The 15,834-nt window shown below is 61.3% G+C and carries 11 protein-coding genes; 4 read left to right on the top strand and 7 right to left on the bottom strand.

Features of this window, described 5'->3' with window-relative positions; all coding sequences use genetic code 11:
• The first annotated feature begins 105 nt into the window (after positions 1-105).
• The 4 genes from WNZ15_RS20990 to WNZ15_RS20975 all read left to right on the top strand — a co-directional run bounded on the left by WNZ15_RS20990 (position 106) and on the right by WNZ15_RS20975 (position 5,717).
• Positions 106-792, top strand: coding sequence for a hypothetical protein (locus WNZ15_RS20990; RefSeq protein WP_342894973.1), 687 nt, complete (start codon positions 106-108; stop codon positions 790-792).
• Positions 789-2,723 carry an adenylate/guanylate cyclase domain-containing protein gene (locus tag WNZ15_RS20985; RefSeq protein ID WP_342894972.1) on the top strand — a complete coding sequence of 645 codons (1,935 nt, stop codon included), beginning with the start codon at positions 789-791 and terminating at the stop codon, positions 2,721-2,723. The genes WNZ15_RS20990 and WNZ15_RS20985 overlap by 4 nt, the downstream gene beginning before the upstream one ends.
• A 420-nt stretch (positions 2,724-3,143) precedes the next feature.
• Positions 3,144-5,156 carry a M23 family metallopeptidase gene (locus WNZ15_RS20980; protein ID WP_342894971.1) on the top strand — a complete coding sequence of 671 codons (2,013 nt, stop codon included), beginning with the start codon at positions 3,144-3,146 and terminating at the stop codon, positions 5,154-5,156.
• A gap of 300 nt (positions 5,157-5,456) precedes the next feature.
• Positions 5,457-5,717: a PAAR domain-containing protein gene (locus tag WNZ15_RS20975; RefSeq protein WP_342894970.1), complete on the top strand. Its 261-nt coding sequence runs from the start codon at positions 5,457-5,459 to the stop codon at positions 5,715-5,717.
• Positions 5,718-5,798: 81 nt separating this feature from the next.
• Here WNZ15_RS20975 and tssH read toward each other — a convergent pair whose 3' ends face one another.
• The 7 genes from tssH to tssB form a co-directional block, all read right to left on the bottom strand.
• Positions 5,799-8,609: a type VI secretion system ATPase TssH gene (gene tssH / locus WNZ15_RS20970; protein ID WP_342894969.1), complete on the bottom strand. Its 2,811-nt coding sequence runs from the start codon at positions 8,607-8,609 to the stop codon at positions 5,799-5,801.
• A 25-nt stretch (positions 8,610-8,634) separates the two neighbouring features.
• Entirely contained in the window at positions 8,635-10,254 is a 1,620-nt protein-coding gene (gene tssG / locus WNZ15_RS20965) for a type VI secretion system baseplate subunit TssG (RefSeq protein ID WP_342894968.1), read from the bottom strand.
• Entirely contained in the window at positions 10,251-12,248 is a 1,998-nt protein-coding gene (gene tssF / locus WNZ15_RS20960; protein WP_342894967.1) for a type VI secretion system baseplate subunit TssF, read from the bottom strand. Before tssF ends, tssG begins: the two co-directional genes overlap by 4 nt.
• A complete protein-coding gene (gene tssE, locus WNZ15_RS20955; RefSeq protein WP_342894966.1) occupies positions 12,245-12,796 on the bottom strand; it encodes a type VI secretion system baseplate subunit TssE in 552 nt (183 codons plus the stop codon). Before tssE ends, tssF begins: the two co-directional genes overlap by 4 nt.
• 142 nt (positions 12,797-12,938) lie before the next feature.
• Positions 12,939-13,424, bottom strand: a complete 486-nt coding sequence (locus tag WNZ15_RS20950; RefSeq protein ID WP_342894965.1) for a type VI secretion system tube protein Hcp — start codon at positions 13,422-13,424, stop codon at positions 12,939-12,941.
• Between the two features lie 205 nt (positions 13,425-13,629).
• Entirely contained in the window at positions 13,630-15,153 is a 1,524-nt protein-coding gene (gene tssC / locus WNZ15_RS20945) for a type VI secretion system contractile sheath large subunit (protein WP_342894964.1), read from the bottom strand.
• Positions 15,154-15,708 carry a type VI secretion system contractile sheath small subunit gene (gene tssB / locus WNZ15_RS20940; protein WP_342894963.1) on the bottom strand — a complete coding sequence of 185 codons (555 nt, stop codon included), beginning with the start codon at positions 15,706-15,708 and terminating at the stop codon, positions 15,154-15,156.
• Between the last annotated feature and the right edge of the window lie 126 nt (positions 15,709-15,834).

Raw genomic sequence — 15,834 nt, 5'->3', positions numbered from 1 at the left:
TGGCCACACTCTTTTCGCCACGCTTTGCTAGTATCATCATTTGAAATCGCGGCGGACCAGGTTCTCGTCCGGGCCGTGGAGAGTTCACAGATCCAGGAGTTGGTCATGAAACAGGTGTCCAAGATCATTCGCATGAGACGATGTTCCCGGTCAGTTCACGCATTTGCCGCGTTTCTGCTGGGCATGGCCGCCGGCACGGGTGTTGCCTTTTCCGAGCCGGTTGCGCTTGTCCTGGACAGGTCGGAAGGCGTTCAGGTGCAGGCTTTCAGTGAACTTATGCCCGGAGATGTGGTCGATCTGGGAGCGACGGGTCACGTCGATCTTCTCGACTATGCGGCCTGCCAGGAAGTCCGGATCAAGTCCGGCACCCTATCCGTCACCACCGGCGCATATGCCATTTCCGGTGGTGAGGAAGAGGTTCTGCGGGCCGGCAACTGCCTGCAGGCGAACAGCGGATCGGACAGCCAGCAGCCGGACAAGGGGCTGACCGTCACATTGCGTGGCCTGGATCTGGAGACCAAGAAAGCGGCCTCGCTGATGCTTCGCTTCGACAACAAGCTGCGGGATGAATATGACACCGTATTCGTGTCCTTCGGCGGTGGTGCGCCGAAGCGTTTCGATGTTCTGGACAATATTCTGACCGAAATGCCGGACCGTGAAGCGGAAAACGAGGCCGTGGAGGTTGAACTCTTCCTTCAGGGCAAGGCGCCGGACTTCGGCGTCATCATGCGCAAGATCACCATTGATCCGGTCCAGGTCGGGCGGAAAACCGCGGTTGTCATTGTAAAATGATTTTCGGCGGCCGGTTTGCGGACGCAGTCTTCGGCCGGAAACAGCTCTTCGCTTTCATAGCATTGATTGCGACGGGGGCTGGTTTCGCCGTTGGGATGTCCTCTGAAAAGGCCATCTGGGAAGGGTGGGTGACGGACCGCCTCTTTCAGATACGTGCGCTGGTTGTCGGTGTGGAACGGCAGGAGCGCGCACCCGTTCTCGTGGTCGGACTGGACCAGACATCACTCGCTTCCGACAGGCTGGCTCCCATTCCGCGTGTCCTGATGACACCGGTGCTGGCGGAAGCCGGGCAGGCGGTGCTTGACGCCGGTGCGCTGGCACTCGGCTATGACTTTGTGTTCGCCTACAGCGCCGATGACTTTGTCGATCCGAGCACCGGCGACTCGCGCCTTTCGGGGTTCGATCTTCCCTTTCAGAGGTTCGTCTACCAAAACCGGGGCCGCGTGTTTATCGCGCATACCGAGGTGGGTGTTCCGCACCGGACCTTCTCGGCGGCGGCAGGGCAGGGCGGCGTGCGCTCCGTTATCGTCTCGACGGACAGCGACGGTGTCGTCCGCGAGCATACACCCAGCCTTCCGCTCTCCCAGTCGCCCCATCTCGTCGATGCGGTAATGGGCCTGGCCGAGGCGGATATCGGCAAGAAATACACCGCGATACCGTCTGCCAGACTGGCGACCTCGGTTCCCTATCTTTCGCTGATCGATGTGCTGGATCTTCTGGAAAGCGAACAGGGACGGGCGCAGCTCAAGCGCTTTGTTGAAGGGCGGGTCGTTCTGTTCGGCGGCTTGCTGCCCTATGAGGACGAGCACCTTTATTCAGACCGGTTTCTGCCGCCCCAGGTCGATGGAGCCGTCGAGACGGGCCCAAGCGGCCGCCCCCGGGTTCAGCCCCAGACCGCCGGGGTCTTTATTCTCGCCGACCTTGTCGCCTCGGCGCTGTCGGGCCGCGTCGCGTTCGAGCCACCTGCCGGATTTCAACCGGGCCTGGCGATCGTCTTCGCGTTGACCGGAGCGCTCGCCGGCCTGTTCCTGCCGCTGTCCCTGCTGCCGGTCGTTGCGGTGGGCGGTGTCATGTGCGGCCTGGGGATCGGTCTGGCGGGCCTCGAATTCGGTATTCTGCCGGCGCCGGGCGCGGCTCCCGTTGCCTTCGTCAGTTCACTGGTTCTGGCCGGGGTCGGCAAAGTGGGGCTTCTGCAACGCCGCCAAAGGTCCCTTGTCCGGCTTTTCGGGCACTATCTGGCACCGGACGTGATCAAGCATATGGCCCGATCGGAACAGCTGCCCGAACTGGGCGGCGATACACGAAACGTGGTCGTGGCCTTCATCGATATCGTCGGGTTCACAAAAATGTCGGAGAGACTGGCCGATACGGATGTGGTGCGGGTGGTCAACGCCTGTTTCGACGAAATAGGCAAGGTGATCACCACTCATGAAGGCTACATCGACAAATACATCGGTGATGCCATCATGGCGGTCTGGAACGCGCCCAATTCCGTTGAGGAACCCGAACGGGCCGCCGTCGATGCATCGATTGAAATCATCGAACTGCTGGACCATTTGCGCGTCATTACGGGGCAGGAGCAGCTCGACCTGCGCATCGCGCTCAATCAGGGCCCGGTTCTTGTTGGGGACATTGGCGGTGAACACAGGCGCTCTTTCACCGTCATGGGCACCACCGTCAACACGGCCAGCCGCATCGAGGCGGTCGCCAAGGACAAGAAGGTTCGCCTGGCGGTCAGTCAATCGGTTGCGGAAAAACTGCCTGGAACCTACCGGGCCTTGGAAATCTGGACAGGACAGTTGCGGGGCCTGAGCACAGGCATTTCGGTGTTCACGCTGGACCGGTCGGAGATGTTCATGGAGCCGACGGACAGTCTTCCGGCCCCCAACACCGGGGACAGCCGGTCCAGACTGGTCCGGTTCCCGAGTTAGAGTCAGGCGATGAGCATGCAGGTGATGGCTCAACGTGCTTCCGGCCAGTACCACGCCCCGGGGGAACGCTCCCGTCAAACCGGCTCGCCTTGACGAGGCATCCGTTTTTCGCCATCACATTAGGGTGTGAACTCATAAATGAAGACGAAATGGCATGGGAAATGGAGACCCCCCCGTTAGGAAGCGTGCGCGGAGCGGGCGTCATGCCCGGTCAAGCACGCTGACAACACGGGGTGAAGCCATTTCCACATCCTCCGGATTTGACCGAATTGGTCCTCCTCTGCGTCGCGAAAGGCATGAAAATGAAACACATTTCCTGCGCTTTTGCTCCTTGATGAAGACCAATTCGCCTCAAACCATTTCATCTTCATTTATGAGTTCACACCCTAGTCAACAGAATTCGTGACCCAAGGTCTCTGCATGGCTCAATGGCCTGACACCCAAAGCCCGGGTTCGTCTCGTCCTGAAAACGACCGGACCGTCATCCGCCGTCCCGGGCAAGGTGCCGCGCCGGCTGGTGCCGCTCCCATCGGGGCGCAAACGGGCGGTGGAAAGCCACCTCCGCCACCTCCGCCGCCACCACCACCGCAGAAGAAAGCACCCGGACGCAGTTCCAGGGCAGGGTTTCTGGCACTGGCTTTCGGGTGCCTCGTTCTGGGCGGGGCCGGCGGCTGGATCGCCCACCTGCTGGCGAGCGGTGCCATTTCCTTTTCGCCTCCGAAAGAGACCGCGCTTCCTGAAAGAGCCGAAGCCACGGCCACCGATGCTCCGGATGAACAAATCGCGGAGCTGCCGAGTGAGGAGGAATCGGAGGTCTCCGAGGCCGGGCAGCAGTCGCCTGCGGAGGCGGCCTTCGCGAACGAAGAAGAACTGAACATTCCAGCCGACCCGTTTTACGACATGGCCCTTTCCGCCGTCATTCCGCTTGCTGGCGATCCGGTTCTGCTGAAGGACAGCGCCGCGAGCCGGCGCGTCGATCTGTCGGCGCGGGCCGTGCCGATTGCCGCGGACGGAGAATTGAAATCGGGAATCCCGGCGGCCAGTGCATTTGTTCTCGACAGCCGGATGCTGGACGACGACGGCAAACTGGTCATCCGCGCGCCCGGCAGTGAAGCGGACTTTCAGTTCGGCAATTTCGGCGGTGGCGACGAGTCCGACGGCCTTGTTGTCGACGAGCAGGACGCCGCTTCCGATCAGCCGGCTGATCTGCCGGTGTTTCTGAAACCCTCCACGGACACGCTGGATCTCTATCTTTCGGAGCGGCCGATCGGGCAGGGACCGAGCCGGATCGAACTGCGGCAGGAAATCGCTGAAGCCGTGTCCCTGAAAGCCTACCTTTTGGAGAACGGTTTTGAGGAGGAGGCGATCAAGCCCCTGCTTGAGTTTGCCGGAACCGAATTCAACAAGAGCGATCTGGTCGCGGGCGACAAGATCGCGTTGCGCGGCATCAGGATGCCGAACAGGCTCGGTCGTGTCGGCGACTATTACCGGCCGGTACAGGTTTCCATCTACACCCCGGACGATTACCTGGGCACCGCCGCGCTGTCGAACGAGCGCGACGGGCCGGCCTATGTCCATGGGGCCGATCCCTGGTTCGGCAAGACAATCGCACAAGACAGGATCGATGACGATCGGAAGTCTGCCGACACAAGAAGCCATCGGCTGATTGACGGTCTTTATGCCACGGCGGTCCGCAACGCCGTGCCCGCCTCCATCGTCGGCGAGGCAATCGCCTATCTTGCTCCGATGACGGACCTGCAGCAGCCGATCAGGGAGGGCGAGCGCTTCACCCTGGTGTTTACCGACGTGCCGCGTGACGACAAGCGCGGCGGCGGCAAGGTTCTGTTCGCCGGCGTTCGGCAAGGCAATGACTGGTCAGTGCGTTGCTATGTCATGAAGGCGCCGGGAAACCGGGGGTTTGCCTGCGTGAGCGAGGGCGGCAAGGTCAGTCTGTCGGGGGCCATGCTTGTTCCGGTGAAAGGCGTGCTCACCTCGAAATTCGGAATGCGCTTCCACCCGATCAAGAAAACGGAAAGACTGCATGCAGGTGTGGACTGGGCGGCTCCGACAGGAACGCCGATCCGGGCGGCATTCTCCGGGAAGGTGTCCTACCGCGATGTGCGCGGCGGTTATGGCAACTTCATAGAGCTGAGCCACAAGGAAGGCACGACCAGCCGGTATGCCCACATGCATGAATATGCCGATGGCATTCAGCTTGGATCCGTGGTTCAGGCCGGTGATCTGATTGGGTATGTCGGAACCACGGGCCTGTCGACAGGCCCGCATCTTCACTTCGAAATCAGAATGCGTGGCGAGCCGACCGATCCGCTTTCATTTGAAATGGAGGCCGGTTCGGATGCGCCGCAATCCGTTGCCGGCAGCGATATCAGAGACTATCAGAAGTCCATCACCGAGATCCTGACAGTCCACTAGGCGGAATACCAGGCTCGACGAACAAGACGCTGTCTGATGGCTTGATCCGGTCCGTCGGCAATGAGCGCCGCGCGTCCTGGCCGATGCCCCGCATGGCCCCGCGACACGCGTCTGGCCGAAGGACCTCCAGGCGCGGTCAGATGGCGCGGAATCAACACGCCCTGGTAGAATGCGCCATGGACCGTCAGAAGTGTGACGCAGATCCCATCGCTCCGGATTTGTGATGTATAGTCTGCGGGGGACGCAACAAGCTCCGAGGCAAAGATGTCACAACCGGCAGCCCGACTGGGTGATTTTCATATGTGCGCGATGACGCCCGTACCGCCCGGTCTTCCGATTGCGCCGCCATGCAAGGTGAATGTGCTGATTGGCAAGCGCCCGGCGGCCCGTCAGACAGACCTGTGTGTATGCGTCGGTCCGCCTCCGGCAAATGTGGATCCGATCGTTTTCGGGTCACCGACCGTGCTGATCGGCAAGTTGCCGGCCGCGCGCATGGGAGACCCCACCGCGAAGGGCGGTGTCATAACGACCGGAGAATTCACCGTTCTGATCGGTATCTGAGACCCGCTTCAGTCCCGGCTGGAGACCTGGAATCGAGAACCCCGGCCTGTCAGCAGGCCGGGGTTCGTTTTTGCGTTCCGTTCAGTCCGGGGAACCGGTTTCAATCTCGATTCCGTCTTCACCCGCTTTCAGCGTGGCCTGCGTGATCTCTTCCCCGTTCATCTGCGCGGTCAGGAAGGCCCGCGACAGTTTGGGCAGGAGATCATTGGTGATGATGTTGTCGATCATGCGCCCGCCGCTGTCCGGATCGCGGCACAGCGAAACGATATGGGCGACGACATCGTCGCCAAAGACGAGCTCCGCGTTCCGGTTCTGCCGGACCCGTTTGACGATGCGGTTGAGCTGCAGCCGGATGATGAACCCGAGCATGGATGGCGACAGCGGAAAATACGGGATCGTGACGATGCGGCCGAGCAAGGCAGGCGGGAAGACGTCCAGCAGGGCGGGGCGCAGAGCTTCCGCCAGCTGTTCGGGATCCGGTGCGTTCGGGTCCGTCGCGGCCAGGTCGGGATCGCTGGACACCGGAGAATCGAGCATGTGGCTGGCCGCGTTCATGATGATCTCTGTGCCGACATTCGAAGTCAGCAGGATCAGTGTGTTGCGGAAATCGATTTTCCGGCCCATGCCGTCTTCCATCCAGCCCTTGTCGAAGACCTGGAAGAAGATTTCGTGGACATCGGGATGGGCTTTTTCAACTTCGTCCAGGAGAACCACGGAATAGGGCTTGCGGCGGACGGCTTCCGTCAGACGGCCCCCCTCGCCATAGCCGACATAGCCGGGAGGCGCCCCTTTCAGTCCGGAAACGGAATGGGCTTCCTGGAATTCCGACATGTTGATGGTGATCATGCTCTCTTCACCGCCATAGAGCGTTTCGGCGAGCGCCAGCGCGGTTTCGGTCTTGCCGACGCCGGACGGGCCGCACAGCATGAACACGCCGATCGGCTTTTCCGGATTGCCGAGCTGGGCACGGCTGGTCTCGATCCGCTTGGCGATCATGCCGAGACCGTGGGCCTGTCCGATCACGCGCTTGGTGAGGTTTTCTGTCAGGCTCAGGATGGTCTGCATTTCGTCCTGCACCATCCGGCCGACCGGAATTCCGGTCCAGTCGGAGATGATGCTGGCAACGGCCTCGTCATCGACATAGGCATAGACCATGCGGTCGTCCTCCGGGATGTCCGACAATTCCGCCCGTTTGGCATTCAGGGCATCGCGAATGGCGTCCTCACTGGTCAGATCCACGTCCAGATCGAGCTTGATCTCGTCGATCGGCACCAGGGCCGGACCTTCGCTCCCGGGATCCTCGATGGCACCGCCTTCCGGATGCGGTGCCGGCTCGCCGCCCCGCAATTGTATGAGCGCCGAGTTCAGCCTGCGGATCTCCGCGACAAGCTTGCGTTCACGCTCCCATTCCGACCGGACTGTCTCGATGCTCTTTTCGGTGTCCTCGATTGCCGTGTTCAGCGTGTCGAGTTTTTCGTCCTGGTCCATGCCGAGTTCGGCGTCGTTGGTCAGGGCCCGTTTCTCGGTTTCCAGGAAGCCCTTCTTGGCCACAAGATCGAGCAGCCTGGCCGGTTGGGCGGCCTGGGAGATGTTCACCCGTGCCGATGCCGTGTCCAGGACGCTGACGGCCTTGTCTGGGAGTTGGCGGGCCGGAATATAGCGATGGGACAGGGTAACCGCACTGCGCACGGCACTGTCGAGAATACGCACCTGGTGATGGTCTTCCATCGGGCCGAGCAGTCCGCGCACCATGGCAAAACACTTTTCCTCGTCCGGCTCGTCAACCTGCACCGGCTGGAAACGCCGGGTAAGGGCCGGGTCCTTCTCGAAATGCTGGCGGTATTCCGACCATGTGGTGGCGGCGACGGTGCGCAGCGTGCCGCGTGCCAGCGCCGGCTTGAGAAGATTGGCGGCATCCCCGGTTCCCGCCGCTCCGCCGGCGCCGACCAGGGTGTGGGCCTCGTCGATGAACAGGATGGTCGGGATCAGGGACCCGTGCACGGCATCGATCACCGCGCGCAAGCGCTTCTCGAACTCGCCTTTCATCGAGGCCCCGGCCTGCAGCAGGCCCAGGTCGAGCGCACACAGCCGTGTGCCCAGCAGGGCGGGCGGAACATCGCCGGCAACGATCTTCTGGGCGAAACCTTCGACGATGGCCGTTTTGCCGACGCCGGCTTCCCCGGTCAGGATAGGATTGTTCTGGCGGCGGCGCATCAGCACATCGATGACCTGCCGGATTTCCTCGTCGCGCCCGACGATGGGGTCGAATTCCTCGGCCCGGGCCCGGGCCGTGAAATCCACCGTGAACTGGGACAGGGCATCCTCGCCGGGGCCTCCTGCCGCGAGGGCTTCGGCCGGCCGCTCGCCGTCTGCCGCGGTCTTGGGCCCGGAACCGTCAATCGGGCGAGAGCGGGCCTCGCCGGAGGCGTCGACGATTGCGTCCAGATTGTTCGCGATTTCATCGCGCTTGAGCTTGTTGAACGCAGACGACAGCCGGAACAATTGTGTCCGCGATGTATCGTCGTCCAGCACCGCGATCAGCACATGGCCCGAGCGGATCTTGTAGTCGCCGAAGCTGAGCGTGCTCACGAACCAGGCGCCTCGCAGCGCTTCGAGGAAAGGTTTGGACATGGACGGCAGTTCGGTCTGATTGATCTTGAGATCAGAGATCGCACTCTGCAGGTCCTTGTCGAGAGCACTCAGATCGACATCGAAATGGCGCAGTATCTGGTAAAGGTCCGATTTCTCGTTCCGCAGCAGATAGTAGAACCAGTGCATCAGCTCCACATGCCGATGGCCGGTGTCCTTGGTCAGCCGCATTGCCTTGTCGAGGCTCTCGTAGGCTATCGTGGTGATCTTGTACGCAACGTCTTCTACTGAAATGTCACTCATGGTACCGGTCCTTCAGACTTGAGACCTATTGATAAACGGTGGTGTGTCGGCGGACGGGACGGAAACGCGTATCGGTCAGCATTTCCTCGTCTTCGAGCGGTTCTTCCGCTCCTGTTTCCGCCGGCGCGGGCGGCTTCAGCCAGCCGATATGGCCCAGCGTTGCCGAATTGCGTCGGTCCATGCCGATGGCGGAGGCGCAGCGTTTCGGCAAGGCAAGTTCGATTTCGTACTCGATCTCCAGTCCCAGATAGGAATCGATGAGATCGAAGAGCTTCTCGGTCCATGGATTGGGCCGCGCACGTGTCGGCGGCAGGAATTTCCGGTATTCCTCGAGAGTACGTGTGAAGATCCGGATGCGGATCTTGTCGCTGACACTGTAGACCTTGGCACCCACGATCGTGTCGGCGCCGAGTTGTCCCGCGCCACCGGGACCGAAACCGCCAAGTTGCAACTGATCGTCCTTGTCGAGATGCAGCCAGGTGCCGACGCACTGGTCAATATCCACCTTCACGCCGAACACGCCGGTTATCAGTGCTTTCAGGCGCGGGGCGCTTTTTGTCTTGGAGGACGTCAGTCCGGCATAAAGAAGTTTCAGGCGGTCGTCGATGCGGTCGAGATCGCGGTAGATCGGCGTGCCGATGCCGATTGACGACCCGATATACGCCAGGAACCGGTCGTCGTCGGGTCTGTCGTGCTGCACGATCGGGCGGGCATCCGCCCAGGCCCTGAAAAACAGCTGCACGAAGCGGTTGTTGAACACATCCAGAAAGCGCGGGAAGCTGTCGTCGCCGCGCAGGCCGCGCATGATCGCCTCGTCCGTGTAGGACGCGGGCAGGGCGCCCTGAGGGCCGAGCATGCCCAGGAATCGTTCCAGCAGCACCAGGCCACCGTCGGCGTCTCGCGTCGCCCGCTCGATGGTCGAAGGCGCGAATTCACTGGACGGATCCTGGCCGAAACGGACGATGTCTTCCAGCATGCGCCGGCTCTTGCCGATCCGTGGCGGTGCGGGTTCCCCGGATTGCTTCGGGCCCATCCCCGTCAGGTTGGCTCCCGAGGCGCTGGCTCCCGGTGCATTGGCTTCCGGCGAAGTCTGACCTTCCAGCATGCGCAGGACGGCAAGAAGATCGTGACCACCGGGGTGTTTCTCGATCCGTTCACTCAGGGCAGCCAGGAGCGAGGCATATTGCTGCTGGACCGGCAATTCGATCCTGGGAGCCTCGGGAGGCTCTTCCTCCTCATCGCTGGCCAGGGTTTCGGGAGGGTCTTGCGGTCCCCCGGTCTGAAGCGCCGTGAGATCTTTGTCCCCATCCGGTGTCTCGTCGCCGGCAGAAGGTTCCGCAGTGCCGTCGCCGTGCATCGCAGATGCCGGCCAAGGTTCGCCCGGCTCTGTTTCCGGTTCGGGTGTTTCACCCGCGTCCGGCAACGGCGCCACCGAACTTTCCGAAACCTCCGGGGCCTCCGAAGTCGCCAAATCGCCGGTTTCACCGGCTTGGTCGACCGAGGCGACGTCGGTGGGGGGCGCTTTTTCGGTATCGGATGGATCCGGCTCGGGCCACGCGGCCCGGTCCGTGCCGCCGAATTGAACGATCGTCTTGTCCGCTGCCTTTGGGCGCCTGGTCAGGTCGTCGTCTTCGGGACCTGTCATAGGATCCCCTTCGCGCCGATCCTGGGTGGCCACTTCATGATGATGCCGCGTTCCGTCGTTGCGATCACGCACTGGGTAAAGTGGTTGATGGACGCGTATTCCGCGACGAACCGGTCCAGCACCGCTCCCAGAAGAAATGCGCTCGCACCCTCGAATGCCTTGTCATCAAGCGTAATCGTGACTTCAAGACCGCGCGCAACGCCGGTCCCCGACTTCTGCTGGAGCCTGCGCACCACCGGGCGTGTGGAAACGGACCGGACCGATTGCGCCTGGCGGTCGGCGGCATTGTCCGAAAGCGGCGCGAACACGCTCAGGATGTCGCGAAACGAACGTCCGTCCTCGCCGGCGGCCGAATGAACCAGCCCGGTATGATTGAGCGCAAGAATGTTGATCAGCCGCCAGGCGATGGCACCGGCATGGCCCTCTTCGCCGAGGCGCTCGTTGTAGGACAGGAGCGGAGGCCTGGGAGCGGTCGGCCCAGCGACACAATCGACCTTGAGGCCGACATCCTCCAGAATGCGGAAATCGCCGGTCGGGGCCTTGTCCTGACCGGCGCCCACAGGAAGATCCGCGGCCAGTGCGCGGTTGGATGCCATCACTTTCAGCGACAGCTCCGCGAGGCGTTTCTTGCCGCTTTGAAGCAGGGCAGACGCCTGCGCGCCGCTGGAGATGGATATGAAGGTTTCGGTGCCGATGTAGGAACTTGGCTGCTGCCGGCGAACTTCACTGGAAGACTGGCGGCGCGGCAGCCGCCGGATCGTGTAGAACCATTCGTGTCCGGCTTTTTCCGTGTCCGGAGCAACGCTGTAGAGCGGCTCGATCGCACGTTTCTCACCGCCGGAGAAATGCGCGTTGACCTCGGTCACCGAATGGACCTCGTAGTCGAGCGGCCGGGTCCGGTCGGCAATGACCGCGAACTCGTGCTGCCCCTTCTTGATCGGGACCCGGTCCGTCTGACGCTCGAACAGGTTCACGGCGGGTGTCGTGTGCAGGGCGAAGATCTTGTCTTCGACATGAGCGGGAAGACGGGAATCGGCCTCGTCGAACACGAATATAATGTCGAAGGACTTGGCCTTTATCCGGTCGAGATAGCGGCGCAGCCCGGTCAGTTGAAAACCCAGGTAGCTGCGCGGAAAATTGAAATAGTCGCGCAGGTGGTCGAACCCGGTGAACAGCCTCAGGTCGTTTCCGAGCAGCGCGTCGTCCTCGTCGAAGCCGAGCTGCCTGATCGCGTTTGCCGGGAGGCGCTGCAGGCTTGCCTGACCGAAGGCGTCCTCGGTTCTCAGATAAAGCGCGATGGTGTGACCGAAGATCTGCTCGTAGACTTTCGCTGCCAGGTCGATCGGGCCGATCAGCCGGACGGGAAGATCGTCGATACGGCAGCCGGCAACCTGGTACTCTGGCTTTTTCAGCGCCTCTTCCGCCGAGACCTCGTTCTCGCGGTCTTCCGCCATGCGGTGGGTGAGCGTGATCGCAAGCCCCGCCCGCGTGCGGCGATCCTCCGCCATGTCTGCGCCAAGGCCGGAAACCTGGGCCGCGGAACTGAGGTATTTCGCGGCCGTGAGTTCAAGCGGCGTCAGTGTGATCGGCGACGTCAGCGTGAAGCGGCAGCGGACTTCACCCTGTCTTTCGCGAAAGACGGCTTCCATCGGCGCATGCCGGCTGATCTTGATGCCGTTGCGCAGGTTTGAATCGCCGTATTTCGGGACCACCCGCGCCAGCACCATCGAGGGGATCGGGGCAAGGGCGGTCGGATAGAGCTGCTCGAAGAGATTGGATGTGAATTCGGCGAATTCATGTTTCATCTTGAGCTGAACACGCGCCGACAGGAATGCGGTGCCTTCCAGCAAACCGGACAGCATCGGATCCGAGCGGTCCTCCAGCAGGCCTCCCAGCCGCTCGGCCACCGCGGGATAGGCTTCCGCGAAGGCGGCACCTTGTTCACGCAGGTAGATGAGTTCCTGATTGTAGAGGTCCAGAAATTCGCGATTCATGAAGTTGCCCCGATGATCTTGATCCTGCCAAAGGCCGGATCGACGTCCGCGATGAATTCGCTCGAGACCCGGATCGGATCGCAACGGATTTCCGCCTTGATGATGAAACGGACCTTGAACGTGTCGCCGTCCGTGCTGTCGTCGCGCGTCACCTGCAGGTTGCGCGGGTCCATGCGAGGCTCGAAGCGCGTCAGAGCCACGCGAATGTCCTCAGCCAGCCGGTCGATGCGCACGGTGTCGACGATGTGAACCGAGAGATCCGGAAGGCCGAAATTCAGGACGGAAGACGCGACTTCCGGAAAATCGGACAGATCCTGTGTCGAATTGAGATTGACCGTGTTGAGCAGGGCCTGGAGATCGCGGCGGACTTCCGCGAGCAGCGTGTGTTCCGAAACGCCGTAGGCTCTGGAGAGGCGTCTGCCGGAGCGGAGGCTTCCGACGGTCTTGTCTTCCTTCTGCCTGGCCTGGGAGTCCCTGTAGTCCCGGTCTTCCATGGCCCGGAAGGCCCACATCAACGGGGAGTGCATTTTCACGGTTGATTTAGCCATCGGCCATGCCCACGCTGACTGCTTCCCCTGGAACTGATTGTCGTTTTGTCGGCGGTACGCTCTGGTCCGCAAGTCGGCCACCGGCCAGCACTTAAAAAACAGGCTGCCGCGCGAGAGCGCGGCAGCCATGCAGGCCGAAGCCTTATTTCTTTTCGTTTGCCGCAATGTCCCAGGCAAACTCCGGAGCGGCGCCCTTGGAACCGTCGTTCTTCTGTTCGGTGTAGATGTACTTGTACTCACCGAAATTCAGGGTGCAGCTTTCGGTGATCCGGTCATCGGACCCGCTGCCGCCGGTCGAGACGTTGGTGACAATGATGTCCTTCATCTCGATCTTGATGTATTCCAGCGGTGTATCGCCGGCCGCCTTGCGCACGAAAAGAGTGCCCTTGGTGATGTGCTTGCCGGTCGAGACGTGCTGAAGCAGCACCGGTGTCGACTTGTCGACGAATTTGGTGATGCTCAGGTCCTGAAAATGAGCCTTGCCGGAGCCGGAGCCGCCGCCCATGTGGGTGGTTCCCGACTGGGAGGCGCCCCAGGACCAGGACAGGACGTCAATCTTGTCCTTGTGGGCCTTGTCCTGAGCTTCGCCTTTGATGCCTTCAAGTTCCAGAAAAAAATCGACAGCCATTTGAATAGATCCTTTTGGGTGTTGACGGCCAGGTGAAAAATCCTGGCACAACGTCTGCTAAATCTGACAACTACCTCGGACCTCACGGTCCAAACCCCTAGACGCTTGCGCGACTTGTTTGTACCTCCGCCCGGCTGAGCCGGACCGCATCCTTTGGGGATGCATGCCGGAGGGGCGGACCCCGCCTCTCCGGCAATTCGTAAAATCAGGTGCCGTCCTGCGGGATGCGGGACGCCAGGCTCATGCCGATGTCCATGCCTTCCAGCTGGTAGTGCGGACGCAGGAAGAACTGGGCACGGTAGTAGCCGGGGTTCTCCTCGTCGGGGACGATGGTGACCTTGGCTTCACGGAGCGGCTTGCGCGCTTTCGTTTCCTCGGTCGAGTTGTCCGGATCCCCGTCGACATAATCCATGATCCAGTCGTTCAGCCAGCGCTGCAGCTGAGCCGATTCCTTGGTCGACCCGATCTTGTTGCGCACCATCACCTTGAGGTAATGGGCAAAACGCGTGGTCGCGAACATGTACGGCAGGCGTGCGGACAGATTGTCGGACGCGGTGGCGTCCTTGCCGTCCTTGCCGGAAAATTCGCGCGGCTTGAAGACCGACTGGGCCCCCAGGAATGCCGCCTGATCGGTGTTCTTGCGGTGGATCAGCGGGATCAGGCCGAGGCGGGAGATTTCATGCTCGCGCCGGTCCGAAACCGCGATCTCCGCGGGACATTTCTGGTCGACGCCGCCGTCGTCCGTCTCGAAGACATGCGTCGGCAGTTCCTCGACCAGTCCGCCGCTTTCCACGCCGCGGATCCGCACGGTCCAGCCATATTCCTTGTACGCCCGGTTGATGTTGGCGGCCATTGCATAGGCGGAGTTCATCCAGGCGTAATTGTTGTGGCTGTCCTCACCGAATTCCTCTTCGAAGGCGAACTCCTCGACCGGATCGGACTTGGCGCCATAGGGCTGACGGGCGAGCACACGCGGCATCGTCAGGCCCAGGTAGCGGGCATCCTCGGATTCGCGCAGGGTCCGCCACTGTGCGTGGATCTCCGTGTCGAAGATCTTCGACAGGTCGCGTTTGGCCGGCAGTTCGGTCCAGCTGTCCATCTGCATCAGCTGCGGATTGGCCGCGGCGAGGAAGGGCGCGTGAGCCGCAGACGAGATTTTCGCCATGCCGCGCAGGATGGTGATGTCCTGGGGTTCGTAGGAGAATTCGTAGTCCCCGACGAGACAGCCGTAGGGCTGGCCGCCGAGCTGACCGAATTCGGCCTCGTAGATCTGCTTGAACAGCGGGCTCTGGTCCCACTTGGCACCCCGGTAGCTCTTGAAGACGCCGGCAAGCTCGTTCTTGGAGATGTTCAGGAACTGCAGCTTCAGCGACGCATCCGTTTCGGATTGGTGAACCAGGTAGTCAAGTCCGCGCCATGCGCTTTCCAGCGTCTGGAACTGCGGCGCGTGAATGATCTCGTTGACCTGTTCCGACAGTTTCTCGTCCAGCTTGGCGATCATCTCGTCGATGGTGTCGTAGACATCATCCTTGATCAGTCCCTGGTCGGAAAGCGCTTCCGCGAGAAACGTCGACATGGCGGTGTCAACCAGCTGGTTGGCCGTTTCGTTCTCGTTCTTGATGCGGAAATTCTGTTTCAGGATCGAGGCAAATTCCTCGGGGCTCTGTTCGCTGGTGGCTTCGCCGGCAGCTGCGCCGCCTGACTGGGCGCTCGTATCCGTGTTGCTCATTTACGCCTCCTCCGTGCCGTCGCCGTCTGCCGAATTGTCGGAAGACTGGGATTTTTCAGCTTCGATTTTCTGTGCCAGGGCCTGCATCAAAGCCGGGTCCCTCGTCAGTTCTTCCAGTTGCGAGATCGCCTGGACACGACCGTCCATCATCGTGCGCAATGCGGCAAGGCTTCGGCGGGCATCCAGCAGTTTCTTCAGGGCCGGGACCTGTTCGGCGACCTTGCCCGGTGTGAAATCGTCCATGCTCTTGAAACGGAGCTGAACGCTCATCTTGGTGTCGTCCTCGCCGGACAGCTTGTCCTTCACCGTGAAAGCGGTGCCGGGCTCGATGGCTTCCATGCGCTTGGAGAAATTGTCCATGTCGATATCGAGAAGCTTGCGGTCGTCAATGTCGGCTTTCTCGACACCGGGGCTGTCTCCGGAAAGGTCCGACATGATGCCCATGACGAAGGGCAGTTCGACCTTCTGCTCCGCATCGAACGGATCTTCATAGAAGATGTGGACCCGGGGAGGCCGGTTGCGCTTGATAAAACCTTGCCCACTATTGGAAGCCATTTTACTCGCCTTTCATCTTCGTGATCCGAAAAAACAGGGATCGTTATTTAGTCAAATACGGACGCAGAAAACTTATTTGTTCGGTTAGTCAGTGAACCTGCGTTTCGTCTCTTGAATATCTATGTA

The sequence above is a fragment of the Roseibium sp. AS2 genome, from assembly GCF_038900065.1.
In the GTDB taxonomy this organism is placed as follows: Bacteria; Pseudomonadota; Alphaproteobacteria; order Rhizobiales; family Stappiaceae; genus Roseibium.
The sequence above is the reverse complement of the archived record's forward strand: the minus strand, read 5'-3'. Positions and strand labels throughout refer to the sequence as shown.

Coding starts and splice junctions, on each gene's coding strand:
- WNZ15_RS20990 (WP_342894973.1), top strand. CDS start 106: ATGAAACAGGTGTCCAAGATCATTCGCATGAGACGATGTTCCCGGTCA.
- WNZ15_RS20985 (WP_342894972.1), top strand. CDS start 789: ATGATTTTCGGCGGCCGGTTTGCGGACGCAGTCTTCGGCCGGAAACAG.
- WNZ15_RS20980 (WP_342894971.1), top strand. CDS start 3,144: ATGGCTCAATGGCCTGACACCCAAAGCCCGGGTTCGTCTCGTCCTGAA.
- WNZ15_RS20975 (WP_342894970.1), top strand. CDS start 5,457: ATGTGCGCGATGACGCCCGTACCGCCCGGTCTTCCGATTGCGCCGCCA.
- tssH (WP_342894969.1), bottom strand. CDS start 8,609: ATGAGTGACATTTCAGTAGAAGACGTTGCGTACAAGATCACCACGATA.
- tssG (WP_342894968.1), bottom strand. CDS start 10,254: ATGACAGGTCCCGAAGACGACGACCTGACCAGGCGCCCAAAGGCAGCG.
- tssF (WP_342894967.1), bottom strand. CDS start 12,248: ATGAATCGCGAATTTCTGGACCTCTACAATCAGGAACTCATCTACCTG.
- tssE (WP_342894966.1), bottom strand. CDS start 12,796: ATGGCTAAATCAACCGTGAAAATGCACTCCCCGTTGATGTGGGCCTTC.
- WNZ15_RS20950 (WP_342894965.1), bottom strand. CDS start 13,424: ATGGCTGTCGATTTTTTTCTGGAACTTGAAGGCATCAAAGGCGAAGCT.
- tssC (WP_342894964.1), bottom strand. CDS start 15,153: ATGAGCAACACGGATACGAGCGCCCAGTCAGGCGGCGCAGCTGCCGGC.
- tssB (WP_342894963.1), bottom strand. CDS start 15,708: ATGGCTTCCAATAGTGGGCAAGGTTTTATCAAGCGCAACCGGCCTCCC.